This is a genomic window from Candidatus Methylomicrobium oryzae (genome assembly GCF_016745425.1).
Taxonomy (GTDB): domain Bacteria; phylum Pseudomonadota; class Gammaproteobacteria; order Methylococcales; family Methylomonadaceae; genus Methylomicrobium; species Methylomicrobium oryzae.
The window spans coordinates 176,085-194,316 of the sequence record NZ_JAERVK010000004.1 but is presented as its reverse complement, the minus strand read 5'-3'; the positions used below and the strand labels follow the sequence as shown (position 1 = coordinate 194,316).

14 protein-coding genes are annotated in these 18,232 nt (G+C 57.6%); 7 read left to right on the top strand and 7 right to left on the bottom strand.

Annotation, left to right across the window (positions count from 1 at the left end; translation table 11 throughout):
- Nucleotides 1-460: 460 nt before the first annotated feature.
- Nucleotides 461-1,015 carry a 1,6-anhydro-N-acetylmuramyl-L-alanine amidase AmpD gene (gene ampD / locus JJL52_RS05935; RefSeq protein ID WP_202051483.1) on the bottom strand — a complete coding sequence of 185 codons (555 nt, stop codon included), beginning with the start codon at nt 1,013-1,015 and terminating at the stop codon, nt 461-463.
- Nucleotides 1,016-1,486: 471 nt separating this feature from the next.
- Between ampD and JJL52_RS05930 the strand changes: the two genes are divergently transcribed.
- The 3 genes from JJL52_RS05930 to JJL52_RS05920 are packed head-to-tail and all read left to right on the top strand — an operon-like array spanning nt 1,487 to nt 3,909.
- On the top strand, nt 1,487-2,572 hold the full coding sequence (locus tag JJL52_RS05930; protein WP_336885044.1) for a lytic murein transglycosylase: 1,086 nt from the start codon (nt 1,487-1,489) through the stop codon (nt 2,570-2,572).
- Between the two features lie 27 nt (nt 2,573-2,599).
- Nucleotides 2,600-3,430, top strand: coding sequence for a carboxylating nicotinate-nucleotide diphosphorylase (nadC, locus tag JJL52_RS05925; RefSeq protein ID WP_202051481.1), 831 nt, complete (start codon nt 2,600-2,602; stop codon nt 3,428-3,430).
- Complete coding sequence (locus JJL52_RS05920) at nt 3,427-3,909, top strand: flavin reductase family protein (RefSeq protein ID WP_202051480.1); 483 nt, start codon at nt 3,427-3,429, stop codon at nt 3,907-3,909. Before nadC ends, JJL52_RS05920 begins: the two co-directional genes overlap by 4 nt.
- 40 nt (nt 3,910-3,949) lie before the next feature.
- On the opposite strand, the gene JJL52_RS05915 is transcribed toward JJL52_RS05920, so the two are convergent.
- Together JJL52_RS05915 and JJL52_RS05910 are read right to left on the bottom strand one after the other, a co-directional pair.
- Entirely contained in the window at nt 3,950-9,595 is a 5,646-nt protein-coding gene (locus JJL52_RS05915) for an ATP-binding protein (RefSeq protein WP_202051479.1), read from the bottom strand.
- Between the two features lie 39 nt (nt 9,596-9,634).
- Nucleotides 9,635-10,750 carry a response regulator gene (locus JJL52_RS05910; RefSeq protein ID WP_202051478.1) on the bottom strand — a complete coding sequence of 372 codons (1,116 nt, stop codon included), beginning with the start codon at nt 10,748-10,750 and terminating at the stop codon, nt 9,635-9,637.
- Nucleotides 10,751-11,162: 412 nt separating this feature from the next.
- Here JJL52_RS05910 and JJL52_RS05905 point away from each other — a divergent pair, with 412 nt between their 5' ends.
- Nucleotides 11,163-11,747, top strand: coding sequence for a nicotinamidase (locus JJL52_RS05905; protein WP_202051477.1), 585 nt, complete (start codon nt 11,163-11,165; stop codon nt 11,745-11,747).
- On the top strand, nt 11,744-13,084 hold the full coding sequence (locus JJL52_RS05900; protein WP_202051476.1) for a nicotinate phosphoribosyltransferase: 1,341 nt from the start codon (nt 11,744-11,746) through the stop codon (nt 13,082-13,084). Before JJL52_RS05905 ends, JJL52_RS05900 begins: the two co-directional genes overlap by 4 nt.
- A gap of 22 nt (nt 13,085-13,106) precedes the next feature.
- Here JJL52_RS05900 and JJL52_RS05895 read toward each other — a convergent pair whose 3' ends face one another.
- Nucleotides 13,107-13,787, bottom strand: a complete 681-nt coding sequence (locus JJL52_RS05895) for an ERCC4 domain-containing protein (RefSeq protein ID WP_202051475.1) — start codon at nt 13,785-13,787, stop codon at nt 13,107-13,109.
- A 113-nt stretch (nt 13,788-13,900) separates the two neighbouring features.
- Here JJL52_RS05895 and JJL52_RS05890 point away from each other — a divergent pair, with 113 nt between their 5' ends.
- Complete coding sequence (locus tag JJL52_RS05890; protein WP_202051474.1) at nt 13,901-14,497, top strand: Uma2 family endonuclease; 597 nt, start codon at nt 13,901-13,903, stop codon at nt 14,495-14,497.
- A 36-nt stretch (nt 14,498-14,533) separates the two neighbouring features.
- A complete protein-coding gene (locus JJL52_RS05885; RefSeq protein ID WP_005374375.1) occupies nt 14,534-14,917 on the top strand; it encodes a hypothetical protein in 384 nt (127 codons plus the stop codon).
- A 416-nt stretch (nt 14,918-15,333) separates the two neighbouring features.
- On the opposite strand, the gene JJL52_RS05880 is transcribed toward JJL52_RS05885, so the two are convergent.
- Genes JJL52_RS05880 through JJL52_RS05870 form a run of 3 tightly spaced genes read right to left on the bottom strand, consistent with a single transcriptional unit; the run spans nt 15,334 to nt 18,099 of the window.
- Nucleotides 15,334-15,561, bottom strand: coding sequence for a FeoC-like transcriptional regulator (locus JJL52_RS05880; protein WP_202051473.1), 228 nt, complete (start codon nt 15,559-15,561; stop codon nt 15,334-15,336).
- A complete protein-coding gene (gene feoB, locus JJL52_RS05875) occupies nt 15,548-17,866 on the bottom strand; it encodes a Fe(2+) transporter permease subunit FeoB (RefSeq protein ID WP_202051472.1) in 2,319 nt (772 codons plus the stop codon). The genes JJL52_RS05880 and feoB overlap by 14 nt, the downstream gene beginning before the upstream one ends.
- Entirely contained in the window at nt 17,866-18,099 is a 234-nt protein-coding gene (locus JJL52_RS05870) for a FeoA family protein (RefSeq protein WP_005374366.1), read from the bottom strand. Before JJL52_RS05870 ends, feoB begins: the two co-directional genes overlap by 1 nt.
- Nucleotides 18,100-18,232 lie beyond the last annotated feature (133 nt).

Below are 18,232 nucleotides of genomic sequence, written 5' to 3'. Positions count from 1 at the left end.
GCCTTTTTAGGATTTGGCTCCAAGAATTTCCTGAAACCGGTAGGTTACAGAGAGGCTGAAATAAAGGTTCGCTTCTCCCTTTGAAAAGGGGAGTTTCGTCAAAAATAACCTCCCCCTTTGAAAAAGGGGGATCGAGGGGGATTTATTTAATAAATCTCCCCCGGCCCCTCGGCAATATAGCTCCTGCATTGCCTACCTCCTGCCTCCCTGCAGTCGTCGGCAATTGCTCCTGCATTGCCCTCGATCGCTTGTTCCCGACGCGATCTACCTCGCCCTTCCTTGGGCTCGTACCTCTGTCCATAGACCACCCTTTAGTGGCGGCATCCCTGCAGTCGTCGGTAACCGCTCCCTGCGTTACGCTACCTCCTGCATCCCTGCAGTCGTCTTTTTTAAAAGAGGGGAGTAAATCATCTGCTTTTCATAACAATCAACCTTCGGGAGGTTATTTCCATCCAAATCCTTAGCAATTCCGGCCATCCAGCAATTGCCGCAATTTTTCCCACTCGAATGCCTCGCCGGGGTCGGTCTTGCGTCCTGGCGCAATTTCGCTGTGCCCTGCGATACGTTGTTTGGATAGCCTCGGATAGGTTCTCAACAAGGTCTGGATGACCACCGTCAGTTGCCGGTATTGCGCTTCCGTATAAGCAACATCCTCGGCGCCTTCCAGTTCGATTCCGATCGAAAACTCATTGCAGCGCTCGCGTCCCAGGTACGACGAAACCCCGGCGTGCCAGGCACGCTTGTCGAACGGTACATATTGGGTGATTTCGCCGCCGCGCTTGATCAACAGATGCGCCGAAACCTTCAGTTGGTGAATCGCTTCGAAATACGGGTGTACGGCCGGATCCAGCCGATTGCAGAATAATTGATCGACATAGGAATGGCCGAATTCGCCCGGCGGCAGGCTGATGCAGTGGATCACGATCAGCGAAATGTCTTCGGCGTCAGGCCGGTCGTCAAAATTGGGGGAAGGGATTTGGTCGGCTTCGGTCAGCCAGTGTCGGTCAATCAGCATGAGAAATAATTGAGGGCCGTTAGGGGCAGTCATTGCCAGCAATTTTTATTATTTCCCGAAAGCGCCGTTAAATCCAGCGAAGTATTTAAATGTTAAGGCTTTAGTGGGATAATCTTCCAAAACGTAAACTCATCCGTTCCGGACGGACTTTCGCTGGGAGGCGAGCAGATCGTTCCGTCTTTTCATCACGACCACCCGGCTTGATTCCCAGTCCGGCGGCGCACGGCTCGGGTGCAATCCGAAGGTATTGGCGTCCGAACTCCTGCAGGCCGGCGCGTAATGGAATGCTCTTGTACGGAGGCGGGCGCGGATTTATGCCCGGGCCGTATCGTTTTGGACCGAACCGGCAGGAATCGATGAACGGACCGGACGCGGATGAGTCTAAGTCAGCGCAAAACAGAAGCGGGTTGAAAAATCGGTAATCGAGCCATTCAATCGTCCGCCGAAAAATTACAAGAATTGAGGATCATCGTGCCCCCCCGAATTTTAATACATTTCCCGATTGCGGCTTTGGTCGTGTTTATCGCCGGTTGCGCGAGCGATGCACCCGGACTGCATGACAAATATGCCTATCAAAGCCCCCCGCAAGCGCAATCGAAGCCCGCGGCGGTACAGCCTCCTGCCGAGTCCTATCCGCCGGCTTCCGTTAGGGCGGGGTTATCCGAGGGCTATGCGGCCGGCGTTCTGACCGGCACTTATTCGGATTATCTTCCCGTGCGGCGCTTCATCAGCGACATGGTGAGCAAGCACGGATTCACAGAAAGCTACCTGAACGGCCTTTTCTCTCAAGCCCATCGCCTGGATTCGGTCATCCGCCTTGAAAACCCGGCACCTGCGAACGGCTCTTCCCGGCCCAGCGTCGGCAGTTGGACCCGTTACCGGAACAAGTTTCTGACCGAGCAGCATATTCAGAACGGCACCAACTTCTGGCTCGATAATGCGGAGGTGATTCGCAAAGCGAGCGTGACCTATGGAGTCGATCCCGAATATATCGTCGCGATTATTGGCGTCGAGACCTATTTCGGGCACAACTTCGGCAAAACATGCATTTTCGATTCGCTGACGACGCTGTCTTTCGACACCTACCGGCGCTCGAAATTCTTCATGTCCGAACTCGAAAGCTTCTTGCTGATGGCGCGCGAAGAAGGCTTCGATCCGTTGGAGCCGAAAGGCTCCTGGGCCGGTGCAATGGGCTATGGCCAATTCATGCCGAGCAGCTTCCGCCGGCTGGCGATCGACTTCAACAGCGACGGCCGGCGCGACCTCTGGCATCCGCACGACGCGATCGGCAGTGTCGCCCACTATTTTTCCAAGAACGGCTGGCACTATAACAACCCGGTCGCCAGGCCGGGCAACGGCTCCAGAGCGGAGGGGCAGGTGATCGAGCTGAGCACCTACGACGGCCTGGAGCACTGGCGCACCTATCCCAATTTCAAGGTGATCAAGCGCTATAACAACAGCGACAAATATGCGATGGCCGTGCATCAGCTGGCGCAGGCGATCCGGCAGCGCGTGGAAACTTCCGGCGCCGTGATTCGGTCGTCCAGTGCAAAGTAGCGTATTTTTATCCCTCCGGTAGGCTCAATGACATTTCCGACAACGCTCGATATACGGCCTTTTCTTGAAGAAGACATCGGCACCGGCGACCTCACCGCCGCGATCGTGCCGGGTACCGTCACCGCCGAAGCGGAGGTTGTGACGCGCGAACCGATGGTCGTATGCGGGCAGGCCTGGTTCACTGCGGTTTTCAACGAACTGGGCCCTGCCGTCCGTATCGGCTGGCTGTGCGCGGAAGGCGAGGCGGTCAAAGCCGGCGCCGTGTTGTGCCGGTTGGCCGGTCCGGCCCGAGCCCTGCTGACCGGCGAGCGTACCGCGCTCAACCTGCTGCAGACTTTGTCCGCGACCGCGACCGTTGCCAGGCAATACGCCGAGGCCGTTGCCGGAACCGGCTGCAAGGTGCTCGACACCCGCAAAACCATTCCGGGGCTCAGGCAGGCGCAGAAATATGCGGTTACCGTCGGCGGATGCTACAATCACCGCCTCGGCCTGTACGACGGCGTCCTGATCAAGGAAAACCACATCACGGCGGCCGGCTCGATCACCGGGGCGGTGCGGTTGGCGCGCGAGCTGACTACGGCGCCGGTCGAAGTCGAGGTCGAAACGCTGGAACAATTGCGCGAAGCGCTCGCCGCCGCGCCCGACCGGATCATGCTGGACAATTTCGGTCTCGACGACCTCCGCGCCGCCGTCCGGATTGCCGGCGGCCGCGTCGAACTCGAAGCGTCCGGCAATATCGGGCTGGGCAATATCCGGACGATCGCGGAAACCGGAGTGGATTATATTTCGATCGGCGCCCTGACGAAGCATGTCAAAGCGGCCGATTTGTCGATGCGCATCAAGCTGGCGCGGGGATGATCGAGAATCCGTCCGGGCTTTTGAACCTGATCACGCACGGCGTCTACGTGATCGGCGTCCGCGACGGCGAACGCCGCAATGCCTTCACCGCCGCCTGGGTCATGCAGGTTTCGTTCGATCCCTTATTGCTGGCGATCAGCATCAATCCGGGGCATTACTCTTACCAACTGCTCAAAGCCGGCGGCGTTTGCACGGTCAATGTGCTCGGCCAGGATCAGCTGGCGGTTGCGGCGCATTTCGGCCGTTCCGGGGCTGACAAAATGGCCGGTTTCGATTGGTACGAATCGTCCACCGGCGCGCCTGTCCTAAACTGCAGTTTGGCTTATCTCGACTGCCGGGTCAGCCATTATGCCGAGGCCGGCGATCATCGGATCGCAGTTTGCGAGGTATTGGATGGAGCCCGGCTCCATGCCGGCCAGCCGCTGCTTTACCGTCAAACGGGCGACATGGACGGTAGCCGTCAATACTATAAGGTTTAATGTCTTCCATAGTCGGCCTGATCCGTTACGCCCGCCGTTCCTAAAATTCGATTGCCCGTATCGCGTGGAGCGCGTCCTCATATTTAAAATCGCGAATGTACAGCAACAGTTTTTCGCCGGTATCGCCGAGGCCCGCCCGCAGGGTCTCCGATTCCGCAAAAGCCAGATTGTTGACTTCGATGTCGCCGCTTTCCAATAGCCTAGTCAGCCTGTCGAGAAGTTCGGGCAGCCGCAAGTGGCCTGATTCGGCGGCGCGCAAGTCCATTTTCTCCAAAGCGCGGCGGATGGCCGCGATCAGCATCGCCAATTCGCCGGCCAATCTTCGCACCAACGTGTCCAGTTCGGCGCCTTCCGCGTTCTGACGCAGGGCCTTCATCAAGGCGGCGGCCGTTTCTTCCAGCCAGGGTGCGCCGAGGCTGCCGGCCGAGCCTTTGAGGGTATGGGCCAATTTTTTGATTTCGGATAGCTCTCCTGCCGCCAGATGCGTTAAAAGCCGCTCCGAATCGGCACCGTGGTTATCGGCGAACAAAGTTAAAAACCGCGCATATTTTCGGGGCTGATCGGAGAAAAGCGAAGCGATTCCCTGCGTCTGATCGATCCCCGGAATATCGGCCAAAGCCCGGTTCGGCATGGAGGCCCCCTCTGTTGTTCGGTCCGCCGCTATCGTTGGGGCCGGCGTAATTTGCGGAAGCCATTCCAGCAAGGCCTTGTACAGGGCCTCCGGCTCCACGGGTTTGGTGATGAAGCCGTTCATTCCCGCTGCCAGGCAGGCGCTTCGGTCTTCGGCGAAAGCGCTGGCCGTCATCGCCAAAATCGGGAGCGATGCCAGACCCGGCGAGGCCCGGATGATCCGGGTGGCTTCCAATCCGTCCAGTTTGGGCATCTGCATGTCCATCAGGATCAAATCGTAATGCCCGCTTCGGGCCTTTTCGCTGGCTTGCAGGCCGTCCTCCGCGGTTTCCACCGTCAACCCTACGACCTTCAGGAGTTGCAGTGCGACCTCCCGGTTGACCGCATTGTCTTCGGCCAACAGAATCCGCAGGCCGGCCCGGGTTTGACGCAAAGCGGTCTCGGCGTTGTTTTCGGCGAAAGCCGTGGACGGAAAGGGCGATGGGTTTTTGCCGAGGCCGAGCCGGACGGTAAACCAGAAAGTGCTGCCCCGGCCCGGTTCGCTTTCCAGGCCGACTTCGCCGCCCATCAGCTCGGCGAGGCGCCGGGTAATGGCCAGGCCGAGTCCGGTTCCGCCGAAGCGGCGCGTCATCGAGGCGTCGGCCTGCTCGAAGGCTTCGAAGAGTTTGGGCAATTGCTCTTTGGCGATGCCGATGCCGGTATCCTGCACTTCGAAGCGGATTACAATCTCGTCGGTGCCGCTTTCCAGCAAGCGGGCGCGAATCGATACCGCGCCCTGATCCGTAAATTTAACCGCATTGCCGGCAAGATTGAGAAGGGCCTGGCGCAGTCGGGTCGGGTCGCCGTACAGGCAGGGTGAAATATCGCCGGCATCGATTTCGATCCGGAGCCCTTTGTTTTTGGCGGGCTCGGCGATCAACGAACGGACCTGGTCCAGAACGGTGTCCAGGCGGAAATCCGTCCGCTCCAACTCCAGATGGCCGGATTCGATTTTGGAAATATCCAAAATGTCGCTGATGATCGACAGCAGGTGTTTGGCTGCGTTTTCGATTTTGGCCAGCCGGTCGTCCTGGGCCGGCGTCGGCTGTTCGCGGCGCAATAAATGGGTAAGCCCCATAATTGCGTTCATGGGCGTGCGGATCTCATGACTCATGTTGGCCAGAAAGGCGCTCTTGGCAGAGCTGGCCGCTTCGGCATGGTACCGGGCTTTTTCCAGGACCGATTGCAGCTCTTTTTGCGCACTGATGTCGCGGGAAAAACCGACGGTGCCGAGCACACTGCCGTCTTCATCGAAAATGGGGGCTTTAAAGGTTTCGTAAAATGTGCCCGGATGGCTGTTGTCGCGTTCTTCGAAAGTCTTCTGGCGGCGGGCGAATATCACCCTTTGGTCGTCTTTTCTGAAGCGTTCGGCGATTTCCTTCGGCCGTATATCGAAATCGGTTTGTCCGACGATGCTTTCAATGTCGAGCTGCATGGCTTCGGCAAAAGCCCTGTTGGCCGCGAGATAATGCCCGTCGCTATCCTTTAGCCAGACCTTGTGCGGCATATTGTCGATCAGAGCGCGCTGGTACCGGGTCTTTTGCCGCAATTCCAAGGTGCGGTCGGCGACCAGCCGTTCGAGGTGGTGCCGATGCTGGTTCAATTCTTCTTCGGCCTGCTTGCGCTCGGTGATATCGAAAAACGCGGCGAGAAAGCTGCCGCCGAGATCGATGCCGGAAATTACCATGACACGTTCTTCGCCGCTCTTGCAGGTGATCCGGTATTCGATCGGTTTGATATCGAGATTTTCCTTGCTGGCGCGTTGCATGGCGTTTTCCCAAGTTTCGATAACATGGCGCCGATAGTCCGGGTCGGGGTAGGCGAGCGGCCACCAGGCCTCGATCGTCGGAATGGCGTCGCGCGTATGACCGAATATGGAGACAAAACGTTCGTTTAAATCCAGCACTTTGCCGTCCTTGCCGACCAGCGCAAGCGGCAGGGGGGCCAGATTGAACAGTTGGCGAAACCGCGCTTCGCTCAGTCTCAGTTCTTCTTCGATCCGTTTGCGTCCGGTAATGTCGGAAATGGTGCCGATTATTCTCAGCGGTGTTCCGTCGGTGCCTCGCTCGACGACTCTTCCTTTTCCTTGGATCCACTTGATAGCTCCCGATCGAGTGAGCATCCGGTATTCGATGATGCTTTCCGGCGTTTTGCCTTCCAGGTGTGCCGTCATGGTGGCAAGAACACCGTCAAGGTCGTCCGGATGGATCAGGTGTTTGAAAAAAGCCAGGTCGGGCGTGATTTCGCCGGCCATATAGCCGGTCATTTCATAATAGTGCGGAGACAGGTAAGCCAGGCCGGTGCAAAGATCCCAGTCCCATAGCCCGTCATTGGAGGCATAGAGTGCCAGCTGGTAGCGTTTTTCGCTCTCCTTCAGGGCCGTTTCAGCCAGCTTGCGTTCGGTGATATTGTCGCTGATGACGATGAATTCGCCCGGTGCCGGACAGTAAATCGAAACGGCGAACCATTTGTCGAGAGCCGCCAGATAATACTCCCAATTGGTCGCCTTACCCGTTTGCGCGACTTGGCCGAAAATCGCCAGGGCTTCCGGATTGTCCCGGCAATAGTCGGGAATCAATTCGCTGATTTTTTTTCCCGCCGCTCCTGCAAGCCCAGTCATCTTCTCGAAACTCGGATTGACGGCAATAAATTCATAGTCTGCCGGGACGCCTTCTTTGAAGAGCATGCGGCAGTGCGCGATACCGTTGAACATGTTGTTGATCAGGGCGTTGTAAATCGACCGGCTTTCGCGCAGCCGGTTTTGCGCTTTCAGCTCTTCCGTCTGGTCGCGGAATACCAATACCACGCCGAAAATGGCGCCTTGGGCGTTTCGGATCGGCGCGCCGCTATCGGCAATTGGATATTCGGCGCCGTGCCGGGCAACGAGGCGGGCATGGCTCGCTAATCCGGTGATTTTTCCTGCCTTCAGTATCTTGCCGAAAGGGTCTTCTACCGGTTGCCGCGTGTAATCGTTGATGACGACGAAAACCTCGCGCAAAGGACGGCCTTTCGCTTCTTCCTCGCGCCAGCCCGTCAGCGTTTCGGCGACGGGATTCATAATCGTCACATGCCCTTCGACATCGGTCGCGATCACGGCGTCGCCAATGCTTCTCAAGGTAATGCGGAAACGTTCCTCGCTTTCCTGCAGCTCGATCGAGGTCCGCCGATGCTCGGTGACGATGGCGTCCACCTTGGCCTGCAATTCCTCTACCGAGAACGGTTTCGTAATGAAATCCTGAACGCCGGCCCGCAGCAGATTCAATCGTAAATCGTCGTCCGCTTTCGCAGTGAGCATGATGACAGGCAGCTTGCTCAATTCTGCATGCTCGCGCATGGCGGCCACCATCGCATCGCCGTCCATACCCGGCATCATCACGTCGGAAAGCACGAGATCGGGATGCAGGGTTAACGCCATGTCCAGGCCCTCCTGGCCGTTGTAGGCGGAGGCGACACGGTAACGGCGGCTCAAGCACTCGGCCAGAAACGCGTTCATGTCGGGATTGTCTTCTACGACCAGAATCAGCGGTAGGTGTTCGTTCGCCGTGGAGGGCGCCGCCAATAAGGGAATCGGTTCGGGGCCGAGGTTTTCCTTAATGAGTACGTCGAGGGCAGCATCCGCGGCCGCAATGTCGGCATTTTCAGGCGCTTTGAGCGGCAGCTCGACAACGAAGCGCGCCCCTTTCCCGGGTGCGTCTTCCACCCATACGCGTCCGTCATGCAGCGCGACGAATTCGCGAACGATGGCGAGCCCCAGACCGGTGCCGCCGAAGACGGGGCCGGAACTGCCCTGTCCTTGGTTAAACGGCTCGAATATGGTTTCTCGCAACGGCTTGGGAACGCCGGGACCATCATCTCTGACTGAAATGATGGCGCGCTCCCTGGTAGAGTTTAGATCAAGGGAGATGCCGCCGTTCTCGGGGGTGAATTTGAAGGCATTGGAGAGCAGGTTAATGACAATGCGCTGGCATTTTTCCATATCGCACTCCATCACCAGCGTTTCGGGACCTTCTATCTTGAAATCGATGTTTTTTTCGGCGGCCAGCGCCTCGAAATGGGAAGCCGCCAGGCGTACGAGTTGGGCCATGTCCATCCGCGCGTAATGCAGGCGCATGCGGCCCGCTTCCAACTTGACCACATCCAGCAGATCGGATACATGCTGGTAGAGCAAACGGGCATTACGATGGATGACCTCCAGATTCCGGTGTGCGGACGTTCCGGGCTGCGCCGCGGCGAGAAGCTGGCTTGAGGGCCCCAGGATCAGCGTCAGCGGCGTCCTTAGTTCGTGGCTGACATTCGCGAAAAACCGGGTTTTAAGTCGGTCCAGTTCCTGAGTTTGTTGGTAGAGCCGAGTGATTTTTTCGTTCGCCTCCTGGATCGCCGCAAGGGCTTCCCGATTTTCCCGGGTTGCCGATTGCAGGCGATGGTGAAAGACGCTGAAGAGTCCTCCCATGGCCATGAACATGACGATGGACGCCATCTGCATCGGATGTTCCAGGGTAAAGGAATAGCGGACGGGAATAAATAGCCACCATGCCAGCGGAATCGCGATCGAGGTGGCCAGGAGACCGCCCCGGAGACCGCCGATCCAGCCGCTGAAGAATACGGCGGGAAAAAAAAGAAACCAGGAGTAGGGCGCGATTGCATCCCAAATCAGCCATTGCAACCCCGCAGCCAGTATCGGCAATGCGGTCGTCGTGAGGAGATGTCTAAAACTGTAGGTTGCGACGGTTTCGGGCGGATTCCGCGCCGATTCGGTACCTGTAAAAAATGCGCTGTCCATGAACCGTAACAACAGCCCATAGAGCAGCAACGAGGTAATCACCACAAACAGCCAGCCTTTAACAGTGCTGGCCAAGGTGATGCTGGCGGCATCGCTGAACAGCTGCGCCACGATTTTGTCGGAGAGCAGTATCCAAAGCGAGGCGAAGCCCGCATAGATGAAGACGATTTTCAAGAATGCGGCGCGCGCCGCTTTTCTGCGATCAAGGGAAAGGAGCGAAGGCTGGTCGGGATTCATCTGTTTTGTTCGAGAAAGACTTTCCGCGCCTGCCGACGGCTACAAATCATCGAAATGGCGATGGGCGATGGTTTCGAATTCCTGAAAATTGGCCAGAAAGACATCCGTTATGTCCGGATCGAAATGGATATTGCGGCCGGCGGCAATCGTGTCCTTGGCTTCGTGAACCATTACCGACATCTTGTAAATCCTCCGGGAAATCAGCGCATCGAAGACGTCGGCGATGGCCATGATGCGGGCGGAAACGGGGATGGCTTCGCCCTTTAAGCCATCGGGATAGCCGCTCCCGTCCCATTTTTCGTGATGCCATTGTGCGACTTCCTTGGCAAGTTTGAAAAATTCGACCTGACCTTCGGCGTCGGTTTCGGCTTTTTCGATCGCGACGCGCCCCAATACCGTATGGGTTTTCATGGTCTCCCATTCTTCCGGGGTCAGGCTGCCGGGCTTGCGGAGAATGTCGTCGGGCACGCCGACCTTGCCGATGTCGTGTAAAGGTGCCGAGAGTGTCAACATTTTAATGTAGTGCGGCGTCAGTATCTCCTTGAAACGGGAATGATCTTTCAGCAGCGTGGCGAGTAAATTGACATAACTCTGCGTCCGTAGGATATGGTTGCCCGTTTCCGGGTCGCGGGTTTCGGCGAGATGGGCGAGCGCCCGTATGCTAACGGTTTGCATGCGTTCTTTTTCCACCGCATAGCGTAATGCTTCCTCTTCCAGATAGGCATTCCGGCTGTTCAGCCAGTCTCGCGCTTGTTTGGCTTGCAGTTGCGTGCGTATTCTGGCCAGAACCAGCATCGGCCGAATCGGTTTGGTGATGTAATCGGCGGCCCCTTTTGCCAGGCCGAGTTCTTCGTCTTGCGGGTCGTCCCGGGCGGTAACAAATATCACCGGAATGTTTCGGGTCGCGGATTCGGCGGATAAACGGTCGAGAACCTGGTAGCCGTCCATGCCGGGCATCATAATGTCCAGCAGAATCAAATCGGGTGGGGGGTTCTGAGCGGCAAGGCGAAGGGCCGCCGGGCCCGAATTCGCGGCGATGACCCGGTAGCCGGCGCCGAGCAGCAGTTCTCCCAACATGCTGAGGTTGTCGGGCATGTCGTCGACGATCAGCACGGTGGGCTTCGAGGCGTCGCTAGGGCTTGTCGAAAGTTGCATCATGAACTCATTTAGGCAAAAACGAACGATAAAATTATGGGCTAAATTCCGGATAAGTAAAAAGGGAATTGAACGGAGTCGATTTTTGTAGCGACCCGTTGGCTTTTTTGTAAAGATAAGGCCGCCATGAGCGGTACGGTAGGCTCATTTGACTCGGTTCACGATGCGGTTGATTTGTAAGGTTAATCTTTCTCGGTGAGTCGGCAAGCCGATCCCGGTTGCGGCGGCAAGTGTATTAACGGGTAGGCTAACGGTTTTTTCGGGAGATGTCCAATCCGGCCGTAACGTTGCGTAGAACTTTGCGCAAGCCCGCTTTGTCGCAAGAGACGAGCTTTTCGCAATGGGAGGGGCATATGTTTATCCGGATCCATAACCTGTTCCGCGCCGGCAGCGAGATTGCCGGGTTTGGGGCATGAGAACCGAACGCGTTACCGCGGGCGACGCCTTGCTCGTCGTCGATGTGCAAAACGATTTTTTACCCGGAGGCAGTCTGGCCGTTTCCGAGGGCGATCGTATTCTTCCGGTCATTAATCGATATATCGAAAAATTCCATACCCTCGGCTATCCCGTTTACTTGACGCGCGATTGGCATCCTCCCGATCACGCCTCGTTCAGGAATCAAGGCGGGCCCTGGCCGGCGCATTGCGTGGCGGACATGCCGGGTGCCGAGTTTTCGGCGGCTTTGGCATTGCCGGAGGCGGTGCAGGTGATTTCCAAAGGCGTGCGGCGCGAAAGCGAAGGCTACTCGGGGTTCGAGGATACCGATTTGCAGGCAAGACTTGAGCGCGCCGGTATCCGGCGGCTGTTCGTGGCCGGTCTGGCGACCGACTATTGCGTGCTGAACACCGTGCTCGACGCTTTGAAGCGGGGCTATGCGGTGTTTTTACTGCAGGATGCGGTGCGGGCGGTCGACGTCGTTGCCGGCGATGGCGACAAGGCTTTGCAGACGATGCGGAGGCATGGCGCCTTTCTGATCGATGAGGGGCGTCTGGCATGACCGGGAACGAGGCCTTGTCAGCCGATCTTTACCAGTTGACGATGCTGCAGGGCTATCACCAACAGCGCATGGACGATATCGCCGTGTTCGAGCTGTTCGTTCGCAAGCTGCCGGCATGCCGCGGGTTTCTTGTCGCTGCGGGGCTCGAACAGGCCGTCGACTATCTCCAGAATTTGCGGTTTACGCCTGTCGACCTGGATTGGCTGAGCGGCACCGGGTTTTTCAAGGCGGAGTTTTTGCAGCGGCTCCGGCGTTTCCGCTTTACCGGCGACGTGCATGCGATGCCGGAAGGCACCGTGTTTTTTCCGGACGAGCCGATCCTGCGGGTGACCGCGCCGATGCCCGAAGCGCAGTTCGTCGAAAGCCGGCTGATCAATATCGTGCATTTTCAGACGCTGATCGCATCGAAAGCGGCCCGTTCGGTTTTGACGGCGCCGGGCAAGACGCTGGTCGAATTCGGCTTCCGCCGCGCGCACGGCGGCGAGGCCGGGCTCTTTGCGGCCAGGGCGGCGTATCTGGTCGGTTTCAGCGGCACTGCGACCCTCGGCGCCGGCCGCCGGTTCGGCATTCCGATATTCGGTACGATGGCGCATTCCTTTGTGCAGGCGCATCGGAGCGAGAGCGAGGCTTTCGAGCATTTCGCCAGGGCCAATCCGGACAATACGGTGTTGCTGATCGATACCTACGATACCGAAGGCGGCGCGCAAAAGGCCGTCGAGCTGGCTTCCCGGCTCAAATCCTTGAACATCCCGATCAAAGGCGTGCGGCTCGACAGCGGCGATCTGGCGGGCCACGCCCACAAGGTGCGCCGGATACTCGATGCGGGCGGCCTGACCGATACGACCATCTTTGCCAGCGGTAATATCGATGAATATACGCTCGCCCGCTTGCAGGCGGCCGATGCGCCGATCGACGGTTACGGCATCGGCACCCGGCTGGATACTTCCGAAGATGCGCCTTATCTGGATTGCGCTTACAAGCTGCAGGAGTACGCCGGCATTCCGCGCCGGAAGCGTTCCGAAGGCAAGGCGACCTGGCCCGGTGTAAAACAGGTGTACCGCCGGTTCGATGCCGACGGGTTGCTGGCCGGCGATACGATTACGCTGGCCGAAATCCCTTGTGCGGGCCGGCCGTTGCTCAAGGAAGTCATGCGCAGCGGCGCACGGGTCGAGCCTCTGCCGTCGCTCGTCCAAATCAGGGAGTACGCGAAAGATCAATTAAGCCGTTTGCCGGCGGGTTTGCGGACATTGAGCGATGCGGCGGCGTATCCGGTGCAGGTCGCCGCCGAACTCCGTGCATTGACCGAGCGCATGGATAAAGAAACCTTGCCTCGATGAAGCGAAAAAAGCGCATTTGATATTATTCATCTGTGCTGAATAGGGAATAAGACGCCCATTGTTCGCCGACAGCCCAGCGAATCGATTTAGCCCGTCCTGCGCCTATGCCGGCCACACTCGCCAAGGCTTGCTCGTCGGCCGAGAGAACGGCTTCGATGCTGCCAAACTGTTCCAGCAGGTTATGGGCAATGTGCGGGCCTATTCCGGGAAGCGATTGGAGTATCCGCATTTGGATTTTGCGCTTGCCTTTGGGGCGTTTGCCTTTGAATAAGCGGGGCGGTGTCTGCCGGGCAATGTGATCGAACTGGCGGGCGGCATAGAGCATCAGTCTCGCGCTTTCTTCAGCGTCGATGGAACGCAGCAAGGGGATGCCGAGAAAAAGATTGAGGCTGATCAGCGCCCCTTGCACAGCCTCGCGCCGCATGCCGCTTTCGGCCAGATCGTTTGAGCGCCCTTCGATGATCATGGCCTTGAGCAGCGGCGATGCGGCGAGGCGAAGACCTTGTTCGAACAAACGGCCGTCTTTCAGCGAAACGGCGAAATCGCGCCATGTCTTGCGCTCGAAGAGAAGCCTTCCATCCAGCAGATAATCGCCCAAAGGCAGGCGGCGCACCGAAACCTCGGCTCCGTCATGCTTTCGAAGGGCTTCGATGACGCCGGATGGGTGTTCGCGGTCGTCGGCTGTAATTTGAACGGTTGCCATGCGGTTATCGTCACATTCGAGAGGTTCGATGGGGGTTTGCCCGGCGGCTGGATGGTTTGATGCCGGCAGACGGTATTATAATGCCGGAAGTAAACGAATCAGGAGATCGGATCATGGCCTTACAGAATCCGCACGAAGTCATTTATCTGACCGAGGAAGAGTATCTGAAATCGGAATTGACTTCCGATTTCAAGCGCGAGTATCTCGACGGCCAGGCTTATGCAATGGCCGGTGCCGGCTATAACCATAACTGCATAGCCGGCAATGTATTCCGAAAATTCGGCAATCACCTGGAAAGAAAGCCGTGTACGCCTTTTATGGCCGACATGAAAGTCCGGCTCGGCAAGGACTATGTTTACCCGGATGTCGTCGTCGATTGCAGTAAAATGAGCGGTTCGGACATGTTTTCCGAAAACCCGGTGCTGATCGTCGAAGTGTTGTCGAAGTCAACCCGAAAAACCGATACGGCGGTGAAACTTTTACGCTACATCAACCTGCCGTCATTACAGGAGTATGTCCTGATCGAGCCGGATTTCGTTTCCGTCCAAGTACTGCGCCGGAACAGGCATTGGCTGCCCGAATATTATTTTCTGGACGATTCGGTTCCGTTCGAATCGATTGGCTTGAAGCTGACGGTCGAAGAAATCTACGACCGCGTGGATAACGCCGATATGAACGAGTTCAGGCAAGAAAAACAACAGAATGCTTAAAACCGAATTTTTCTTTTCATCGGATCGAGGTTGATCATGAGCTTTAAAAGCAGCTTGGTGAAAATCGCAATCAAATTGACGCCGGACATCGTCGTGAGATGGGCGGCCAATTTCATTCTCAAGGGTATTGCCGAATTATCGGCGTTTCGTTTCGATCTCGACACGCGCCAGGCCTACCTCCAGGGCACGCTGTACGGCGAATCGGAGCCGATCGAGGTCTGGCTGGAGGATTTTGCGATCGAAAGTGATAAGGAATCTCATCGATTGATCATTCATCAGGCCCGGTCGAACCGGCCGTGGCTGAACAATCTGTTCTCCCGGATCGCTGGAAAATCCTGGAATATTCCCGCGATTCCCCAATTTCACGACCAGATCGAGCTTGCCGCCGAGTTATTCAAAACTGAAAATCCGGATCCGTAAGGCGGAACGCGCCAGCGGTTCCGCCGTAGGCTGGCGGACCGCCTGGCGGCCACCGTCCTACGCGTTTGACCATTCGCAAAAGAAATTGAAAAAAGTGTAGGTTAGGCTAACGAAAGAGGTCCATCTTCCGCGATTGATGCGCTTCACTTCGTTCAGCGCATCCTACGGCCCTGAGACGCTAACAGGTGACCGCGATAAGCAAGTAGCTCCGATTAGCGATAGCGTAATCGGAGGAATATTTGGCATTTCACATGCGTGCGATTACGCTGCGCTAATCGCACCTACGGCCCTCAAATTTGAGAGTCAGCCGCTAACTCGTAGGCTGGGTTGGAGCTATGCGGAAACCCAGCGCAGCCTGTGTCCGAACTTGCCGGGTTTCGTTCCTCAACCCAGCCTACCCGCTTTCATTCTGCTCTTTATTGGGTATCAACCCACTCATAAAGCTCAATCGACGCCGGATCGCATTTGCAGCAGCTGCCGCCGCAGGTTGTACCCGAGGGTAGTTTGCGGAGGTTGCCCTTGCTGATCCATTTGCCGAGCATGCCGCGCAAGGCGTCGGGATCGACGTTGAAATGATGGGCCAAGTCGATCAGCGCGACACGGCGCTGTGCCTTGATGTAATTTCGCAGGTCAGACAGGATCAACGGCGGCTCCTTTGTCTAGGGGCGGACCGGACTGTCTGCCGTACCGCCATAATCCTCCAATCACGCAGGCAAAGACGGCAAGTAGGCCTAAGATCCAGGCCAGCGAGTTTGCCGGGTGATGGCCGAATGTCATCGCTTGATAAAAAACTGTCGCGGTCATGTAGGCGAGGCTGGTAGTCCAGAGTACGACGAAAACGGTCCAGCCCCGGTTCGTTTCGCGGTAAATCGCAGCGGTGGCGGCGACGCAGGGCGCATACAGCAGGATGAACAGCAGGTAGGCGAAGGCGCCGGCCTGGCCGTCGAAGCTTTGCCGCATCGCCGCATAGGCGGCGGTTTCGACTTCCAGTTCGCTGCTGGCGGTTTCGATGTTCAGGCCCAGGGGGTCGAACACGTTCTTGGCGACGCCGGCCAGGTTTTCGGGAATGGTTTGCAGCGCGGCAACCAGGGCGTCTTTCAGGTCGAAAGCCTCGGTTTCGGCCGCCGCAGAGCCTGCGTTCATTTGGCTGTACAATGCATTCAGGGTGCCGACGACCGCTTCTTTGGCCAGTACGCCGGTAAAGATGCCGACCGTCGCGGGCCAGTTATCGTTATGGATGCCCATCGGCGCGAAGGCGGGCGTCAAGCCGCGGCCGATTTCGCTCAGGACCGATTTGTCGCTGTTTTCGCGGTCGAAGCTGCCGTCGGTGCCCAGCGCATTCAAAAAGTTCAGCACCAGCACCATCGGCACGATGACCTTGCCGGCGTTGAACAGGAACGACTTGAGCCGGTCCCAGGTGCGGATCAAAACACCGTGCAGGGTAGGGAGGTGATAGACCGGCAGTTCCATGATGAACGGCGACGATTCGCCCTTGAATAGGGTATGGCGCATGATCAGGCCGGTCAGTACGGCAACGCCGATGCCGAACAGATACAAGCCGAAGACCAGATTCTGGCCGTTGACCGGAAAAAACGCGGCCGCGAACAGCGCGTAGACCGGTAGCCGTGCGCCGCAGGACATGAACGGGTTCATCAGGTTGGTCAAAATCCGGTCGCGCGGGTTTTCGAGCGTCCGGGTCGCCATAATCGCGGGCACGTTACAGCCGAAGCCGACGATCATCGGTACGAACGATTTACCGGGCAGGCCGATCATCCGCATGAAACGGTCCATTACGAACGCGGCCCGGGCCATGTAGCCCGAATCTTCCAGCGCGGACAAAAACAGGAACAGGAAGCCGACGATCGGGATGAAAGTCGCGACGACCTGCATGCCGCCGCCGATACCTCGGGTAACCAGCACGGTCAGCCATTCGGGCAGGCCCCAATCGGACAAGACCCGTCCCAGGCCGTCGACGAGCAGCGCCGCGGCCGCTTGGTCGAAAAAGTCGACGAACGCGCTGCCGATGTTGATCGTGAACATGAACATCGCGTACATCACCAGCAGAAAGATCGGAATGCCCAGGAAGCGGTTCAACACGATGCCATCGATTCGTTCGGACGTATGGCGGCTGACTTCGTTTTGTTTGCAGACCGCCGCTTGCGTGAGGTCGTTCACGAAGCCGTAGCGCGCGTCGGCGGCCAGGATGTCGATTTCGTCGTCGGTTTCCTGTTCGATGCGGCGCTGCAGGGCTTTGACCGCTTCGACAACCGAAGGTCCGGCGATTTTCTGCGCCAGCGTGTCGTCTTCGAGCAGGCGCATACTTAACCAGCGCAAATCGCAACGCTGCCGCGCCGCGGCATCGGCAAGCTGCGGCGCGAGTTCGGCGATGGCCTGTTCCAGCGCGGGCGCATAATCGATATTCAGATTGGGGGTCGGCTTGGCGAGAGCGGCCTGATTGATTGCTTTCTTGAGCGCGCCGATGCCTTGCTTGGTCGAGGCGACGATCGGCACGACCGGACAGCCGAGCCGTTCGGCAAGATAGGGAATGTCGATCCTGATGCCCCGCTGCTTGACCGCATCCATCATGTTCAACACCAGGATCATCGGCGTGCGCATCTCGATCAGCTGCGAAGTCAAATACAGATGGCGCTCGATGCTGGAGGCATCGACGATGTTCACGATCAGGTCGGCCTCTTGGGCCGCGACGAAATCGCGCGCGACCTTCTCGTCGAGGGAAACCTGATCGTCGGAGGCTTCGAGGGAATAAGTGCCGGGCAGGTCGACCAGTGCGACCGTTTTGCCTTCAAAGGAATACTCGCCGGTCTTTTTTTCAACCGTGACGCCGGGCCAGTTGCCGACGTGCTGTTTGGCGCCGGTCAGCGCATTGAAAAGAGTGGTCTTGCCGCAATTGGGATTGCCGACCACGCCGACCGTGAAATCGGCGGCCATCAGAGCTTCTCGATTTGCAGGACCGCGGCTTCGTCTTTACGCAAGGTGAGAGAAAAACCGCGCAGGCGGATCTCGACGGGATCGCCCATCGGCGCGAAGCGGGTCACGCTGAATTCGGTGCCCGGCGTCAGTCCCATAGCCAAGAGACGCTTGCGGTAGGCTTTGCCCGCTTTGTCGAAGCCGACGATTTTCGCCAGATCGCCGACGGCAAGTTTTTTCAAGTCAATCAACATAAAATAGCCTTCAAATTGAATCGTTTACTGAATTGACTCAGTTATCAATAATCATTCTCATTTATAGTAAATATAACATAAAATCCGCATTTGTGAAACCGGCGCGACAATTTGCCGGTCAGCCGCTACGGTT